The 17,030-nt window shown below is 35.6% G+C and carries 12 protein-coding genes; 2 read left to right on the forward strand and 10 right to left on the reverse strand.

The genetic code is table 11. From position 1 onward, the window contains the following. Positions 1 to 24: 24 nt before the first annotated feature. The 4 genes from RAM17_RS00070 to gss all read right to left on the reverse strand — a co-directional run bounded on the left by RAM17_RS00070 (position 25) and on the right by gss (position 9,476). On the reverse strand, positions 25 to 2,697 hold the full coding sequence (locus tag RAM17_RS00070) for a putative virulence factor (protein WP_110447006.1): 2,673 nt from the start codon (positions 2,695 to 2,697) through the stop codon (positions 25 to 27). After that, positions 2,694 to 5,720, reverse strand: coding sequence for a virulence factor SrfB (locus RAM17_RS00075; protein ID WP_110447005.1), 3,027 nt, complete (start codon positions 5,718 to 5,720; stop codon positions 2,694 to 2,696). Before RAM17_RS00075 ends, RAM17_RS00070 begins: the two co-directional genes overlap by 4 nt. Positions 5,721 to 5,728: 8 nt before the next feature. After that, positions 5,729 to 7,342, reverse strand: a complete 1,614-nt coding sequence (locus RAM17_RS00080; RefSeq protein ID WP_110447004.1) for an SrfA family protein — start codon at positions 7,340 to 7,342, stop codon at positions 5,729 to 5,731. A gap of 241 nt (positions 7,343 to 7,583) precedes the next feature. Beyond that, positions 7,584 to 9,476 carry a bifunctional glutathionylspermidine amidase/synthase gene (gene gss / locus RAM17_RS00085; protein ID WP_110447003.1) on the reverse strand — a complete coding sequence of 631 codons (1,893 nt, stop codon included), beginning with the start codon at positions 9,474 to 9,476 and terminating at the stop codon, positions 7,584 to 7,586. A gap of 188 nt (positions 9,477 to 9,664) precedes the next feature. On the opposite strand from gss, the gene ybeD reads away from it, so the two are divergent. Further along, positions 9,665 to 9,931, forward strand: a complete 267-nt coding sequence (gene ybeD / locus RAM17_RS00090) for a DUF493 family protein YbeD (protein ID WP_065577848.1) — start codon at positions 9,665 to 9,667, stop codon at positions 9,929 to 9,931. Between the two features lie 78 nt (positions 9,932 to 10,009). After that, positions 10,010 to 11,287 (forward strand): bifunctional O-acetylhomoserine aminocarboxypropyltransferase/cysteine synthase, encoded by a 1,278-nt coding sequence (locus tag RAM17_RS00095; RefSeq protein ID WP_110447002.1) that lies wholly within the window; start codon positions 10,010 to 10,012, stop codon positions 11,285 to 11,287. 52 nt (positions 11,288 to 11,339) lie between these two features. Here the strand turns inward: RAM17_RS00095 and adk are convergent, their stop codons facing one another. Genes adk through hisS form a run of 6 tightly spaced genes read right to left on the reverse strand, consistent with a single transcriptional unit; the run spans position 11,340 to position 17,007 of the window. Then, complete coding sequence (gene adk, locus RAM17_RS00100) at positions 11,340 to 11,984, reverse strand: adenylate kinase (RefSeq protein WP_086362625.1); 645 nt, start codon at positions 11,982 to 11,984, stop codon at positions 11,340 to 11,342. A gap of 39 nt (positions 11,985 to 12,023) precedes the next feature. Next, positions 12,024 to 12,275, reverse strand: coding sequence for a YfgJ family double zinc ribbon protein (locus tag RAM17_RS00105; RefSeq protein ID WP_110447001.1), 252 nt, complete (start codon positions 12,273 to 12,275; stop codon positions 12,024 to 12,026). Between the two features lie 3 nt (positions 12,276 to 12,278). Next, a complete protein-coding gene (gene der / locus RAM17_RS00110; protein ID WP_110447000.1) occupies positions 12,279 to 13,754 on the reverse strand; it encodes a ribosome biogenesis GTPase Der in 1,476 nt (491 codons plus the stop codon). An 18-nt stretch (positions 13,755 to 13,772) separates the two neighbouring features. Then, positions 13,773 to 14,945, reverse strand: a complete 1,173-nt coding sequence (bamB, locus tag RAM17_RS00115; protein WP_110446999.1) for an outer membrane protein assembly factor BamB — start codon at positions 14,943 to 14,945, stop codon at positions 13,773 to 13,775. 26 nt (positions 14,946 to 14,971) lie between these two features. Then, entirely contained in the window at positions 14,972 to 15,706 is a 735-nt protein-coding gene (locus RAM17_RS00120) for a YfgM family protein (RefSeq protein WP_110446998.1), read from the reverse strand. A 23-nt stretch (positions 15,707 to 15,729) separates the two neighbouring features. Beyond that, complete coding sequence (hisS, locus tag RAM17_RS00125) at positions 15,730 to 17,007, reverse strand: histidine--tRNA ligase (RefSeq protein WP_110446997.1); 1,278 nt, start codon at positions 17,005 to 17,007, stop codon at positions 15,730 to 15,732. Positions 17,008 to 17,030 lie beyond the last annotated feature (23 nt).

Below are 17,030 nucleotides of genomic sequence, written 5' to 3' on the forward strand. Positions count from 1 at the left end.
TTAAATATATTCACAATAATACTATTATAATTGTGATTCCTTAAAACAAGTTAAAATTTCACCAAGACGAGAGTTTTGTTCTTGGCTTATTTCACGACCAGCATGATGACCAACATTTTCTTGAGCAAGCGTCGCAAAGGCAATAAACCAATCAAATATAGCAAATTGAGAATAATTTTTGGTCTTATCATCAAGTACTGGCAATGGATGTGATAATTGACTTGAAAATTGAGTCAATGGCGATGAAAATATCGGCTTACCTTGATTAACTCGGCTATCAGGAATATCGTTTGTTTGCCCAGGAATAAAACCAAGCCATGCAATAAAGTCAGCCAATAACATATTAATAGAGCTAATCTGCCGAGACTCAAGCTCATCACGCTTACTGCCTACATTTTCATTAGCTAAAACTTTTTCAGTTAAGCTTGTTTCAAGTTTCAAACGGTTAGCACCAGTAATCAACTCTTCAACAATAAAAGAGAGTGCTTTCTGATCAATACTGAAAAATTGTAGAATATGTTTATCTAATACAATATTTCTTAAATGTTCTAGCCATGCAGTAAACACATTTTTAGCAAATTTTGATTCGCTTGCGATATTAGCAACTACCTGAGGTTGTAAAGGCGAATTTACTTCCGGAAAAAGTTCAAAATCGGTATTTAAGCCAAAATCATTTGAAGAATTATCGATTACGTCATCACCGCTAGTATTGCTGATATCATTATCCATATGGCTAGAATGATACAAAGCTCGAATAGTTTGATCCGGCAATTCTAAAACTTTAAGTAATTCACCTAATAATAATGCTTTTCCTTGTAGTTCTTTTACAACATTATTAATTATCTGTTTTTTCTTACCTAATTCTTCATCGCTACCAGCTTGATACCAAGTATCAAAACGTATATTGATAATATAATCAATTTGTTCATTAAGTTGTTCAACAATCCGCTGTTGTTTAACTTCAGTAATGGCGACTTGTTCTAAATACTGGCTAATTCGACCAATGCCACCATCATTTAATTGTAACATCGCATCCCACGCTTGATCAGGAGCGTTGACATACTCTTGAATATCCGGATTTTCAACAAATGTATTTTTCAACATTAACATTTCTTGTTGATAATTATCATTGTAGGATAATTCAACGTTTGCTTTAGCATCGACATTTAAAAATGGCACATCAAATCCTGGTTTACGTACCAAGAATACATTGTTAAATTTACCATCATTTGACCAATTGGATAGCCAATCATAACTACCAAAACGTTCTAAAATGGTCTGCTGTAATAAGCCACCTTTACCCCAGGTATTTCTTAAATTGTCTTGGGACAGTGACAATGATGCTCCAATTCGTTTATCAAACATCGTAATAGCCCATAGCAATCCAGCTTTTTTTGTTGCTCTTTTATCAGCTGTTTCGCCTTGGGTTTTATCAATCCATCTTTCTAATACTGGACCAACATCATTAACATCTGATTGTTTATCCGATGGCGTACAAACCACCAAAACATTCATCTCTTGGCTATCAGTATATTTCTCAAAAAGATAAGCAACTTTACCACGTAATAAAAGTTGAGCGATAGGATTACCCTCTTTGACATCAGAAATAGAAATTAAATTTAATCGACCTCGATATCCTGGAAAATCAAGCAGATCGACATTCTCAAAAGTAGGTACACGAGTTTTATTCACTAATGGGAAGATTAATTCTGCTGTTAAAAAGGCTAATTGCGCTAATGATATTGAAGTTGGCACTCCATTAAATGGCGTAACGGTTACCGATGAATCATTTTCAGTATTTAACCTTTCAAGCATATCAACATTCATGATGCTATCAATCTGCGACTTGGTACCATCACCATTGTCCTTGACTAACACGTTAAGGGGCGCATAAACGGTATTTACATGATTTAAGCTTGATAAGGTTGTCGCCAATTGAATATAAATTGCCGTAAGTTCACTGATACCACCCCATAACACAGAAAATAAAGTACCACGGTCGGTAATTGAAAGATAAGGTAGCAATGACATGGCTTTTTCCCAATAACCACCTTTCAATCCTTCAAGTGAATTGCCAAAATTTTCAGATAAATAATCATACAAATCAACGATATCATCTTCAGTTATACCGCCGGTATAATCGACTTGCTTTTTACTTTCGATACGTTGAATAAGTTGATTTAGCTCAGAAAACTCAACTTTATTGATAACTTTTTGCTGATCAAAATCTTTAAAATAGGCGTTAATCAGGATTTTAACAATTTCTATTTCTTGAAATAGTTTTAGCTCTAGTGGATAGTTGGCAATACCACCTTTAGCAGTACGACTAAATCTAGTAACAAGACCAGTAGCCTCTTTACCCCCGCCGACAGGATTGACGTGATCAATAAAATCTAAGATTTCATTATCAACCACTGTTTCAAGTTTTCCATTTTCACCTGCTGCTAATGCTGAAATAAGGTAAGATTTACCTGCTTGTGACAAACCAAAAAAACCGACCGCAACCGACTTAGTCGACACATCACCTAAACGTTTAGCACTATTACGTAATCGGCGTAGATCAAGAATTAAATTATCAGCTTCATTATGCAAACGCTTTGATGAGTCTCGGGTTTGATTGACCCATTCAATTGCCTGTGCTGATGCTTGATAAATCTGCTCCCAAGATTTAGGAAGTTGTTCGTTTAAATTTTTCATCGTTTTATCATTCCACTATCAAGCCAATATTGTGTGCTAATTAAGCCAGAATTTACCATTGTATTCAGACTAAGCTTTATATCCTTGGTTTTACTGCAAGCACGTCCATCTGAAGCTTTAACATCTTTAATATAGAAATTCTCAACTGTTTTTTGTCGATTTTTTATTCCTAATGTTACTTCTAAAACAACCCCTTCAGCACTCAATCTTTTAGCTACATCACTATTTTCGATCGTTAAAATATAAATTGGTGAAGCAGGCCAACGGTCAATTTCTAACTGTTTAAAACCAAGTCTTGTCGTGCCTCGAATTTCAAAAGAGACTTCAGGAAAATCATAATCAGGATTATCTAAATCGATATCTTGATAATAGATATTTTCTTTTTTTATCATATTTAGATTATCTAATAGACCAATGTATTTAACTGTTGAGTACAACTCCATATTTGCTGATCTAAAATAAAAATTCGCTAATCTTAGATTTTTACTTAAGAAACATAACATAGCACCAACTGCAGCAGTTGTTTTAGGATCATCAATGCGCTCTTGTTTATGGAAAGGATACCAACCACCAGTATAATAACCATGTAGCGGCAAAACACGTCCTGCCGGGATAGATAAACGAGAACGGAAGTAACTTTGTACACCAGGTAAACGAGATGGTCGTCCGGTCAATAACAGCACATCACATTGGTAACAGCTAATAATTTCAGATAAAGCATCGAACGTTTTACAAATATTATAATAATCACCACGAATAAATAAGTGATGAATACGTTTAAGATTTATTTCAACATTTAAATCAAGAACGGAAAATTCAGGATTATTTAGAGCTCGGCGAACTGGTTCATTAATAAAATTCAGAACATTATCTGTCATCACATTATTTTGTAATAACTCACCAAAAGTCATATTATAAACATGTTTTTCAGCATGTAATGGTTCATAAAGCTCATAAAGTTTTAATACTTGTAATCCGACAGGTGTAAATAACTGTAAAGTTAATTGTTGTCGTAGTACTGCGTCTTGAATTGATACCTGTTGTGAACCAATAATTGTCGATAAAATCGGATTAGGATCAACAAGTCCAACCTGTTTTAATCCATTAGTTAATGAAGTCAAAACAGTATCTTGGATGATATCAAGCAAAATATCATCACCTGCAACTTTAAATCCATCACGAAAACGTTGAGTTGGAACAAGATAAGCATTACTACTATTAAGTTGTTTATTGGCACCATAATCAAGTTCGTAATCATTGATGACCAAATCTGTTGTTCCACCTCCAATATCAACAGTGGCAATTGTTAGTTTCTGTTTATTGGTTTTGTCTGGTCGCACCATTGAAGCAATAAATTCTTCTGAACGGCCATTATAATTGTTTTGCGTTTCGTTAAAGAGATAAACAACTTGTCCGCAAGTTGCTTCATCCCATTGAATATAAACTTCAGGGATATTTGGCCAAATACTTTTCAATTGTTCAGGATTACTAAAATCAATATTATCATCAGAATTATCCCAACCTAAGCTTTTCCAAACTAAGCCAATAGCTTGATAAACACAGCTTTTAAATATCGCTTGTTCTGGTTTTGGCATTGCCGGTGGAATAGTTAGAATAATAGAACGCAAATTACGCGGTGTTCTTGCATGTTCAAGCTTGTTGCGCTGAGCGACACTATTGATTTGCATTAGAGCATGCATCAATACTTCACATAGCATAAATGTCATTAATGAACTACGTGAATATTTTGGGTGAAAAACGGGCATTTTTCGGTCAAATTCTTCCTCAATTTCATTACTGAGGATATGCAGTGCTTCACCATACTCATTGATTAGACTAGAAAACGGCTCTGCGGTTGCAAATGGCTCATGATCACTTTTGACATAATGTGAATTAAAGCGCCAGCCTTGCTCATACTTTTCTTGATCCCATAAATAACGTTTTGGGCTTGAAAGTCCGGTAGCCCCTTCATTTCCTTCACGGCGACTAGCTAGACGGCTCGCTTCTTTTCCGACCCGAACAATACTTGGCCAGCGGAATGTATCTCGTCTTCCACTTTGAAGCGAAAAATGTTCTTTACCAAAAAAAGTTTGTGCAAATTCTACTCGACTCTCAAATGGTTCATTATAAATATGTTCCGGCTGAGTTAAATCCCGAATTTCAAGCTCATAACGACGATTTAAACTATCTTTATCTTGAACGTGATCTTCAATTAATATGCCACAAGTTCTTGAATTACCAACATCTAAAATCATATCAACAGGAATCGATTTAATCACATCATCTCGATTATTTGAAACAATTTTAATTTTTGGTAACTGTAATGAATCAGCTAACAAATTGAGAATATTTAAATAATGTCCATAATAAGCTTTATTAGCTATTTCTAAATTAATATCATCTTTATGTACTTTTAAACGTTCAGCTTGAGGGGCTAATTCTTGAAATAAATCAATTAACCAACTGGTGATCCATTTTTGCTCTAAATACCATGAGACTTGATCTGAACGATGAGCTAAACTAAATACTGCTCCAGTTTTCACATCATTTTCCGTTGGTGCCAAATAAGCAACATCCTGCATATTGGTAAAAATTTTTGTATCAAAGGCAAAGGTAATACGATGAGTATTGCCATCTGGGTCTTCACCTTCTGGAATATTAACAATTCGCACTCGACTCCAGTTATGAGGTCCTTTATCAAAACGCTCTGGTGGAATAGATCTTAAAATTGGAATAGGCAACCAAATACCATCATATAGTTTTAAGGATTGCTCAACACTAATCTCTTGAGTAGGTGTGACAGCAAAAGAGAGATTATCTGGTGCAAAAAATTTACCATTATCGATATCTTCAATTAATCTAACTAACGCTCCACTTTCTGATGGATCAATAAAACAACCATTAACTTTACTGCGCCATTGATTATCTTTCCAATCTATTTTCAATGCAAAATCAAGAAATTGAATTCCACTATTCATGATCAGTGTAACTTCTTGACCATAGTTGCGTATTTCTGGAAGCATATACAATCCTATTGTTTTTTCATCGTAATTGGGAACGAAGTCCCGTTATCATAAATTCCCTGACAATCAGCTTGATTGTCTTTACCTGATTTACACTGAATTTTAGGTAATTGATATTTAGTATTATCACTGCAAATGGCTTCAGAATTGCCAGTAATATTTAAATTAGAATTCTGGATCCCAGTACCCACGTTACCAACACATTTAACACCATCACTGCGAGTAACCGTTACTTCACCATTGCCTTGATTAAAATTATAACTTAACTGCAATGGCTTACCTGTTGCTTTATCTTGAATACCAGCACCAACTGACCATTGACCATTTAAGAAATTCGTTGATCCCTGTTTTAACACGTCAGCAGGTAAGGCTAAATTATTTGCTTGGCTAGCATTTACATTAGGTTGATTACCTTGATCAGAATTACTATTCGTTACGTCAGATTTACTATCTAAATTAGGTGTTGGAGGTACTTGTCCATTTTGATTATCTTTTTTATCATCAGATGGATTTGTATTACTGCCTTTATCATCTTTATCAACCTGATTTCCCTGTTCACCTTGCTCTCCATTATTTCCTTTATCATCAGGTGAAGACGTAGGTTGTGGTTGATCTGTAACACCATCTGGATTTACATTATTAGCCATTCCTTGATCTGGTGCGGTAGCTGCCGAATTATCTACTACAGCTGGATCTGTAGCAATACCATTAACAGGTAGTGCGTTAGGATCTACTGCAACTTTTCCATTTGGTACTACGCCATTAACGATAGTAACAGGTTTATTATTAACCTCTTTGATTTCTGGCTCAGGCTCTTTTTTCTCTTGTTTGTCCTCTTTATCATTTACAACTGTTGGCTCAGGAATATCAACTTTATCATCTAATGATATTTTGGGATCGATAGATATACTTGGGTTCCAGCTACAACCTTTTAACCAAAAAATTGCTAATAATAGTAGTAATAACAAAGGTAATAATCCTAACAACCATATCCACCAGCGCTTCCACCAAGGTTTTTTAACAATAACAGGGGCTTGTACTGGAGCAGTGGCTGCAACCTTTGGAGCAGCTTTTCGAAATGCTTCTAAACAGTAGAAAGGTGAAGTTGCTTGTGGCGTCTGAGGGTTAACAAATCCCCAAAAAGTGATAACAGGTTTACCATTAACAATATAAACAAATTGATTGCTAGGGAAACGTATCGCCATCAAATTCGGTTCAAGACTATTTTCGTTTTGTTTTGGATCGTAAATCAATCGACTAAAAAGTAATTGATCGCCTTCTAGATTAGGATTACTAGCTAATTTTTGGCCTAACTCAATAACTTTACTTTCGAATTCTTTCAGTAAGCCTAATGCAGACTTTTGTTCATCTTCACTAGCTGAAGTCCACGGGATAATATCATATTGACCATCAGGTTGTTCTGAGTCGAAGGGAATGTACCAATCAACAATATTACCTTGATCATTACGTTGAGGTATCGCTAAACAATCAGAGTATTGGCGACCTAATTTAACTCGAAACATTTCACGAATTTGCGAAGCGACAAGATAAGCAGCTTTACCGTCATGTCCGAGCATTTTAAAATCTTTAATATCGCCACTGCGCAATAATGTATTTGCCATATATCCTGATATTCCTTTATTTTAATTATATTTTTTATAATTATTATTTGTATTAAATCAATTCTATCAAAAAAACTAGGTTATTGTCATTGTCAATCAAATAGATATAATATTTTTAGTTATTTTTAATAAGATAAAGATAACTTAATTAGCTATGTTTAATTAAATAACAAAACTCACCATCTGTCATTGATAAATTGAACGATCAATTTGACAAATTATGCTTAAAAAACCCCTTTCCTCAACTTTTTTTGTAAAGTTGTTTAATAAATTCTTCATCAGTTAATACTCGTAAAGGCTGCATATCACTTTCCCCTCTTATAACTAAAGAGGGATCCGAACGTAAACAAGCACCGCCATAATGGCCACCAACAGTAAATGTACAAATTTGTAAATAACGATCATCAACTTTAGGTAAACACCATAGCTCTTGATAAATGTTTTCTTGTTTAGCAAATCGGCCAACCGTTTTATCCAATATTTGCTCATGACAACCAACTAACTCTATATCGCTACCTCTACGCCCAGCAATCGGTTTAATTGCGTAACCTTTTTTAATTAAATTGTCATTGAGTTCAAATGAAGATTCAAGTAAATAGCGGTGGTTAGGAAATAATGACCATAGCACTGGCAAAATAGCTTTATTACTTGGAATCACCGTCCATAAAGGCTCAAAAACCGATACCTCAGGTCGAAGTAATACATCTATTAATCTAACCGAATTTTCCGGATGCCATGTTCTAATTGGTAACCCTGCCACTTGAGCTTCACTTTCTTGGCGAAGTTGTTCAAGTACAGTTTCCCATGCCCAAGTCTTCCATACACAGGTGACCTGGCGTTGCTCATCATCTACTAATCGTCCTCGTTTATCCCAACTGAGTCCCGATAGTCCGCGTAAAATTTTGCTTTCAAATCCGGCTTGAGTTAGTGCTTTTTGCATAAATAATGCATGATAGTTTTCTTCACTATCATTATCTTGCATGATATGTACAAACGCTTTTGCATCACTATGTTTCCAACAGTCGGCTAATGCATTAAGTAAACCCGCACTAGGATTAACACCAGCATTTAATTCGGCTTGTATTGCCCAACTTTGCAAAATTTGCCCTGCTTCGGTATGGCATGAGGCTGAATCAGCATTATATTCATAAACTTTAAAGCCCCTTTCATCCATACAAAAATCTAACCGTCCGGTGATCATCTGATAACGGCGTTGTTGCCATGATAATCTAAGCCGTGGCCAAAGAATTTCAGGAATATTGAAATTACACAATAAATTATCATTTTTTAAAACTTTATCGGTAGCATGCAAATACATCAAATGAAGTTCGTTTGTTGCACGAATAAGCTCCAGCTCAGCGCTTTCCGAAATAGTAAAATAACGATACTGATCATCATGGCTGATGGCGTGTCCAGTTGCTGACACATAGGCACTTTCTAATGTATCACTTTCGTTCAACCATTTCTTATCAAATTGACCATGATTTTCGATATGGACACTATGAATATCAAGTAAATGCTTAGCAACATTCGGTTGTGGTAAGCTATGAAGAGTATTCTCAGTTTGAATCATCCAGCCTAAAATTTTGGTATCATCGAAAGTATCGTGTAAATAGTAGCCATCATTGGATACCGTCATTTTTAATTCTCGAGTCCATTGTTGACCAATGGGGAGCCGAGTATGGACAACATTTTGTTCGGCAATTCTAATTTTATTATCAAAAACTTCAGTAATAATCGCTACATGGCCTGTCCTATCGAACATACCGCCATCATCCCATATTAACAATGCTCCCGCTTCTGGCATTTTTTTGCTACCATTAGCAAATGCTTGCAATGGTAAAATGGCTTCATTAATCACTTGACGAAGAAATCTTAATGAAAATATTTCATGTGCCATACCGACATCGGTAAAGACTATCCCATAATTTAGAAATAAAAATCTTCTAGCAAATTCGACACATTGCCACTTATAACCCATATACTCATGACCTGAATAACTTCGAAATGATGCATCATTAGGGTATTGTTCAGGATCCAATGTTTCATAATCAGAAGAGTAAATAGCAACACCACCCGGCGCATAGCCAAGTAATGTACCAAAAGGTTCTTTGTTAGCTGATTGGGATAACATGTTATTTTAGCCTTTTAAAATAATAGTAAGGTAGGTTTTACTAAGCTATGTTAGAATTTGACTATCATAGATCAAATTATAGGCTTTAAAAAGTAATGTTTATTATTCTGAACTTGAAGAATAATAAACTGACTATATATATGCAATATATTTAATAGCTATACTGATAAAACGAGAAAAAGACTATTATGCAACAAACAAAATTAAATGAATTATTAGATTTCCCTTGTTCTTTCACTTATAAAGTAATGGGTGAAGCAAAACCAGAATTAGTTGATAAAGTTGTATCCGTGATTCAACGTCATGCACCAGGGGATTATACGCCGTCGATCAAACCAAGTAGTAAAGGTAATTATCATTCAGTATCCATTACCATTAATGCAACCCATATTGATCAGGTAGAAAATCTATACAAAGAATTAGGTGAAATCGATATCGTAAGAATGGTTTTATAATTCTTTACTTTTTAGTAATTCTTTGCACAAAATAAGAGCCTTATAGTTGAAAAATAGTTATAAATATGAGGCTCTAACATGAAACCAGAAACGATTGCTTTACACGCAGGCTATACCCCTGAACCAACAACCCATGCCGTCGCTGTTCCGATCTATCAAACCACATCTTATGCATTCGATGATACCCAACATGGCGCCGATTTATTTGATTTAAAAGTTGCTGGAAACATCTATACACGGATAACCAATCCAACTAATGCTGTACTTGAAGCGCGTATTGCCGCACTAGAAGGCGGTATAGGAGCATTAGCGGTAGCTTCTGGAATGGCAGCAATTACTTATGCTATACAAGCCATTACATTTGCTGGTGAAAATATTGTATCGGTTTCCAAACTCTATGGTGGCACCTATAACTTATTGGCTCATACCCTGCCTAATTTCGGTATCACAACAAAGTTTGCACCACACAATGATTTAAATGCGATTGAAAAGCAAATTGATGACAAAACTAAAGCCATTTACTGTGAAAGTATCGGTAATCCAGCAGGTAATATTGTTGATTTATCAGTACTGGCTGATATTGCCCATCGCCATGGTATACCGCTAATTGTTGATAATACAGTTGCCAGCCCTGCGCTTTGCCGACCATTTGAATTTGGAGCTGATATAGTAGTACATTCATTAACTAAATATATTGGTGGGCATGGTAATAGCTTAGGCGGAATGATTGTTGACTCAGGTAAATTTCCTTGGAAAGATCATGCAGATAAGTATCCAATGCTCAATCAACCTGATCCTTCTTATCATGGTGTTTCATATACTGAAAGCTTTGGAGACGCAGCTTATATTGCTCGTTGCCGAGTAATACCACTGCGTAACATGGGAGCAGCTTTATCACCATTTAATACTTTTTTATTACTACAAGGTCTTGAAACACTCTCTTTACGCATTGAGCGACACTGCCAGAATACGATTAAAGTAGCCAATTATTTGGCTTCACATCCTCAAGTTGAATGGGTCAATTATGCAGGTCTGGCTAATCATCCTGAGCATCATTTAGCGGTAAAACAGATGGACAATGGTTTACCTGCTGGTATTTTATCCTTTGGTATCAAAGGAGGTAAACAAGCTGGAGCCAAATTTATCGATGCTTTAAAATTGATTATCCGTTTAGTTAATATCGGTGATACCCGTTCATTAGCTTGTCATCCAGCATCAACTACCCATCGACAACTTAATGATGAGGAATTGCAAAAGGCTGGAGTAAGTCAAGAAATGATACGCCTCTCAATTGGTATTGAACATATTGATGATATTATTGCTGATTTAGAACAAGCGCTTAACTTAGCGAAATAATTGATTGGTTAAGATGAGGGATGAAAAAGTCTATCATCCCTCTTAATAGCAATTAGCCTAAAATTTTAGTCAATTCATTGGTCACAGATGAAACAGCTTGTGTACCATCAATACGGAAATATTGAGTTCGGCCTTCTTTGGCTTCATGTTGATAATATTTGACTAATGGTTTAGTCAAATCATGATATTCAACAAGACGTTTACGGACGATTTCTTCACTATCATCTTTACGAATAGTTAATGGTTCTCCAGTTACATCATCAATATTTTCAACTTTTGGGGGATTATGACGAACATGGTATACACGCCCTGAACCAGCATGAATACGACGACCACTCATACGATCTATAATCACTTCATCAGGTACATCAAACTCAAGTACATAATCAACATTGATACCCGCTTCTTTCATTGCATCTGCTTGTGGCACAGTACGAGGAAAACCATCTAATAAAAAGCCATTTTTACAATCGCTTTGCGCAATACGCTCTTTGACTAATGCGATAACTAACTCATCAGTAACAAGCTTACCATTATCCATTAGCTCTTTTGCTTGTAAACCTAATGGACTCTCTGCTTTTACTGCTGCACGCAACATATCGCCAGTTGAAATTTGCGGAATTCCGTATTGTTGCATAATAAATTGTGCTTGAGTTCCTTTTCCTGCTCCCGGTGCGCCTAATAAAATAATTCGCATAAAATAACCTCTTATGGCTTTAAATATAGATACAATTTTCTATTCTGGTAAATAATGAAATATCACTTTACTGCTGGAAATTAAGCCATCAGTGTGACAAATATAGTTAATAGCGCCACAGCCTTTAACCATTTGCGCATTTTGTCGGCAAATTGGGCAAATATACTGTTCTTGATAATGCTGTTGGCAATGAGGACAATCATAATATTGTGGCGAAACAATACTCATTCTATTATGACACTTAGGACAAATACCTTCTTGCCCACCATCGATTATTTTTGTTTCTGTCATAAGTTATTTACGACCTCGTACATGTTTCATTAAACGACGACGTTTACGTTGTTGCGAAGCAGTCAAACTATTTTTTCGACCTTCGAATGGATTGGCGCCTTCTTTGAATTGAATTCGTATTGGCGACCCCATAATTTTTAATGAACGTCTAAAATAGTTCATTAAATAACGTTTATAAGAATCAGGTAAATCTTCAACTTGATTACCATGAATAACCACAATTGGAGGATTATAACCTCCGGCATGGGCATATTTTAATTTAACCCGACGTCCTCTGACCAATGGTGGTTGATGGTCATCTTGTGCCATTTGCATTATTTTAGTTAATAATGCGGTATTAACACGGCGTGTAGCGCAATCATATGCTTCTTGAATTGAATCAAATAGGTTTCCTACGCCACTACCATGAAGCGCAGAGATAAAGTGTAAACGAGCAAAATCGATAAAATCGAGTCGATCATCTAACGTAGTTTTCACTTGTTCTTTAATATCTTGTGATAATCCATCCCACTTATTAACAGCAATAACCAGTGAGCGCCCACTATTAATAATAAAACCAAGCAAAGACAAATCTTGATCAGAAATACCTTCTCGGGCATCAATAACCAAAATTACGACGTTAGCATCTTCTATTGCTTGTAACGTTTTAATAACCGAAAATTTCTCAACGGTTTCCGTTACCTTACCTCGCTTACGAACACCAGCTGTATCAATCATGATGTATTCACGATCATCTCGTGTCATTGGTATATAAATACTGTCACGAGTTGTACCTGGCATATCATAAACTACAACCCTTTCTTCACCTAAAATCCGATTGGTTAGTGTTGACTTACCAACATTTGGCCTACCAACAATAGCAACTTTTATTGGCTGATTAATCAGCGATTCTGCATCATCTGCGTCATCTTCAAAATCTTCATAAGATTCATCAAGCATCTCATTTTGAAGATCTGCTGTTGAAGTATCAATTTTGTCACTTTCAAAATGAAAAATAGGATCTAAAACTGTCTCGATTAGTACGCTGACACCACGACCATGACTCGCTGCAATCGGATGAATATCACCTAATCCTAAACTATAAAAGTCAGAAATTGCACTATCTGCATCAATACCATCAATTTTATTAGCAACTAAAAACGTTGCTTTTTGGCGAGATCGAAGATGTTTAGCAATTGCATGATCTGCAGGCATAGCACCGGCTCTCGCATCAACAAGAAAGAGCACAATATCCGCTTCTTCTATTGCTTGTAAGGATTGTTCCGCCATAAAGCTTTCAACCCCATCTTCAGTGCCATCAATACCACCAGTATCAATGACTATATATTCATGCCCTTTGATTTCAGCTCGGCCATACTTACGATCACGAGTTAATCCAGGAAAATCAGCCACTAAGGCGTCTCGAGTTCGAGTTAATCGATTAAATAGAGTCGATTTTCCTACATTCGGACGACCAACTAGTGCGACAACAGGTACCATATTTATTCTCTAATTACCTTAATTTTTTGCAAATGCGTAAATATCACCATTTTTAGCTTGGACAATAATTTTATTATCGACAACTAATGGTTTCGAAATCAATCCACTGCTACTTACTTGTGTTTTTGCAACTACCTCACCATTATCTTTATTTAACCAATAAAGATAACCCTCGAAATCACCAACCACAATGTAATTTTGATAAATAACCGGATCGGTTAATTGACGATGTAACAAACCTGTCTGAGTCCAATTCACTGCACCACCATTTTTAGTCACAGCTTGAACATTGTCATCTTGATCCACAATGAATAACTGCTGTGAATCAACCGCAAAGCTATGTGTAGATCCCATTTCTTTACGCCACACAATTTGACCATTACTTAAGTCAAGTGCAACAACATTACCATTATAGCCAATTGCATAAGCTAAATTACCTTCAATAACTGGGGTTGAATCAACATCATTCAATTTGTCAATTTCAGTCGATCCACTTGGTTGAGATATTCGTTGCTGCCAAATAAGTTGTCCATCATTAAGATAGTAAGCATTCACATGACCAGTATCATCGCCAAGTATAGCCGCACCATGAGCAATAGTTGGTGTAGAATTACCTCTCAATGAAAGTGTTGGCACTTCAAGCACTACATCCCATACATCTTCACCTGTGTTACGATTCAAAGCTTGTAAATTACCACTAGCGGTATGGATTATGACTTTATCATCAGAAGAAACTGGACGAGCAAGTACTTCACCATGTACCGATTTTTCCCAAACCACATTACCATCATTACGGTCTAATGCATAAACAACTGCACGTTCGCTACCGACATAAACATATCTATCATCAGCGCTTACACCGCCAGAAAATAACGCTGTTTTACTGCTAAATAATGTACTTTGTGATAAATTTTTGTCCCATATAGTATGGCCAGTTGATAAATCAATTGCTTTAACTTGCCCACTACGGCTAGCAGCATAAATAGCATTATCGTAATTAATCGGCCCCAATAATGAATAAACATTTGTATTGCCTGCTGTGCTATTTCGCCACATTTCTTGAATTGGAAATTGGTTATCCACTTTTGGTGAAGGTGAAATCTGGACAATTTCTTCTTCTCCACCAAACAATGAACACCCTGCAAGTGATAACATAAAAACACTCATAGACAGACATTTTGATAACTTCATTGTATAGATCCTTATATCAGGATAAATTAATCTTCATTTTCGTGAGCTGCATTTTTTTTGGCTTCAGCTTCTTGCTTAGCTTTTTCCTTGGCGGCAGCTTCTTCTTGTTTAGCTTTTTCAGCTTGTTGTTTATCTTTAAGATATTGAGCTTGATTTAACTTCATTTTGATATTTTGCTCTAATGCTTGAGTCGGTGATGAACTTAATGCAACATTGTAAGCAGCCACTGCTTCATCATAATTATTCATTTTCACCGATATATCGCCACGAATATCATTAACTACTGGCGCCCAACTTTTTTCGGTTACTTTATTTAAAGTAGCCAAACTTTCTTGATAATGTTCAAGTTGATATTGTATTTTTGCAATACGAATATAACTTATTGATTTAATAACATCTGAATCAGTTTTACTTAACGTATCTGTAAGTAATTTTTCTGCTCCAGCATAATCTTTTAATTGTTCAACATAAAATTTTGCTGCTCTAAAATTAGCAAAAACACTATAAATAGTATTATTATCTTTAGCAAAAGAGACTAATTCATTAACTGAATCAGGATTGTTGTTATCTAATTTAGCAATTAATTGTTCATAACGATCTGAAGATTCTATCGCTTTTTCTAATTTGTAAGATTGCCAATAACGCCAGCCATAAAAAGCCAGTAATCCAATTACAATAACCGCAACAATAATTTTCCACTTTTTAGCAAGAAATTCTTTTATCTCTGAAAATTGTTCTTCGCCAGATAACTGATAACTCACGTTTTTCTCCTATTTCCTTTAATTTACAATATCGCCAAACAAGTTTGAACAATCTCTTTTTCTGCAACTTCAACTTGTTCGCCTGTTTGTAAATTTTTAATTGTAACTGATTGATTAATAATTTCGTTTTCACCAATAATTACAGCTATTTTAGCACCTAATTTGTCCGCTTTGGCAAATTGTTTTTTAAAATTACTACTACCATAATTAGTCACAATTCGCTTATCAGATAACCCATCACGGAGTACTTCTGCCATTTTTTGGGCTGCAGCTGTCGTTTTTTCATCACCCGAAGATATCATATAAATATCAATTGAACTATCTCGATTTAATGAAGGATTAACCGCCTGCACTAATAATACTAAACGTTCTACCCCCATAGCAAAACCAACGGCTGGTGTTGGTTGTCCACCAAGTTGGCTAACTAGACCGTCATAACGACCTCCGCCACAAACGGTACCTTGAGCGCCTAAACTACTTGTTACCCACTCAAAAACAGTACGGTTATAATAATCTAAACCACGCACCAATCTTTGGTTAATATTATATTTTATTCCTGCGCTATCTAATAATTGACACAAGCCATCAAAATGAAGTTTAGATTCTTTATCTAAATAATCAAATAATTTCGGTGCTTGATTAAGTAATTCTTGAATAACAGGATTTTTCGAATCTAACACCCGTAATGGGTTAGTATACATTCTACGTAAACAGTCTTCATCTAATTTATCTTTATGTTGCTCAAGAAAACTGACTAAAGCATTACGGTAATTTGCTCTTGCTTCAACTGAACCGATAGAATTAAGTTCAAGTGTCGTATGCTCTTCAATACCAAGTGCTTTCCAAAAACGTGCAGTTAATAAGATAAGCTCTGCATCAATATTAGGCCCTTCAAGGCCAAAAACTTCAACACCAAATTGATGAAATTGACGATAACGCCCTTTTTGCGGTTTTTCATAACGAAATGCCGGCCCTAAATACCATAGTCGTTGTTCTTGGTTGTAAAATAGACCGTGTTCAATACCTGCACGGACACAACCAGCTGTAATTTCAGGGCGAAGAGTAATACTTTCATCATTACGGTCATTAAAAGTATACATCTCTTTTTCAACAATATCGGTAACTTCACCAACTGCACGTTTAAATAGTGCGGTATCTTCAACGATTGGTGTTCTAATTTCATTATAACCATAACTATTTAGTACACCTTTAACAATTTTTTCAATTTGTTGCCATGTAGCACTATCATTAGGGAGTAAATCATTCATTCCCCGTATTGATTGGATTTTTTTCTCTGCCATTTGTTTATTCGCTATCTAATAAG

The sequence above is a fragment of the Gilliamella apis genome, from assembly GCF_030758615.1.
GTDB classification, from domain to species: domain Bacteria; phylum Pseudomonadota; class Gammaproteobacteria; order Enterobacterales; family Orbaceae; genus Gilliamella; species Gilliamella apis_A.

Bases quoted from the DNA above. Each gene is read 5' to 3' on its own strand.
- RAM17_RS00070 (WP_110447006.1), bottom strand. From the start codon at position 2,697: ATGAAAAATTTAAACGAACAACTTCCTAAATCTTGGGAGCAGATTTAT.
- RAM17_RS00075 (WP_110447005.1), bottom strand. From the start codon at position 5,720: ATGCTTCCAGAAATACGCAACTATGGTCAAGAAGTTACACTGATCATG.
- RAM17_RS00080 (WP_110447004.1), bottom strand. From the start codon at position 7,342: ATGGCAAATACATTATTGCGCAGTGGCGATATTAAAGATTTTAAAATG.
- gss (WP_110447003.1), bottom strand. From the start codon at position 9,476: ATGTTATCCCAATCAGCTAACAAAGAACCTTTTGGTACATTACTTGGC.
- ybeD (WP_065577848.1), top strand. From the start codon at position 9,665: ATGCAACAAACAAAATTAAATGAATTATTAGATTTCCCTTGTTCTTTC.
- RAM17_RS00095 (WP_110447002.1), top strand. From the start codon at position 10,010: ATGAAACCAGAAACGATTGCTTTACACGCAGGCTATACCCCTGAACCA.
- adk (WP_086362625.1), bottom strand. From the start codon at position 11,984: ATGCGAATTATTTTATTAGGCGCACCGGGAGCAGGAAAAGGAACTCAA.
- RAM17_RS00105 (WP_110447001.1), bottom strand. From the start codon at position 12,275: ATGACAGAAACAAAAATAATCGATGGTGGGCAAGAAGGTATTTGTCCT.
- der (WP_110447000.1), bottom strand. From the start codon at position 13,754: ATGGTACCTGTTGTCGCACTAGTTGGTCGTCCGAATGTAGGAAAATCG.
- bamB (WP_110446999.1), bottom strand. From the start codon at position 14,945: ATGAAGTTATCAAAATGTCTGTCTATGAGTGTTTTTATGTTATCACTT.
- hisS (WP_110446997.1), bottom strand. From the start codon at position 17,007: ATGGCAGAGAAAAAAATCCAATCAATACGGGGAATGAATGATTTACTC.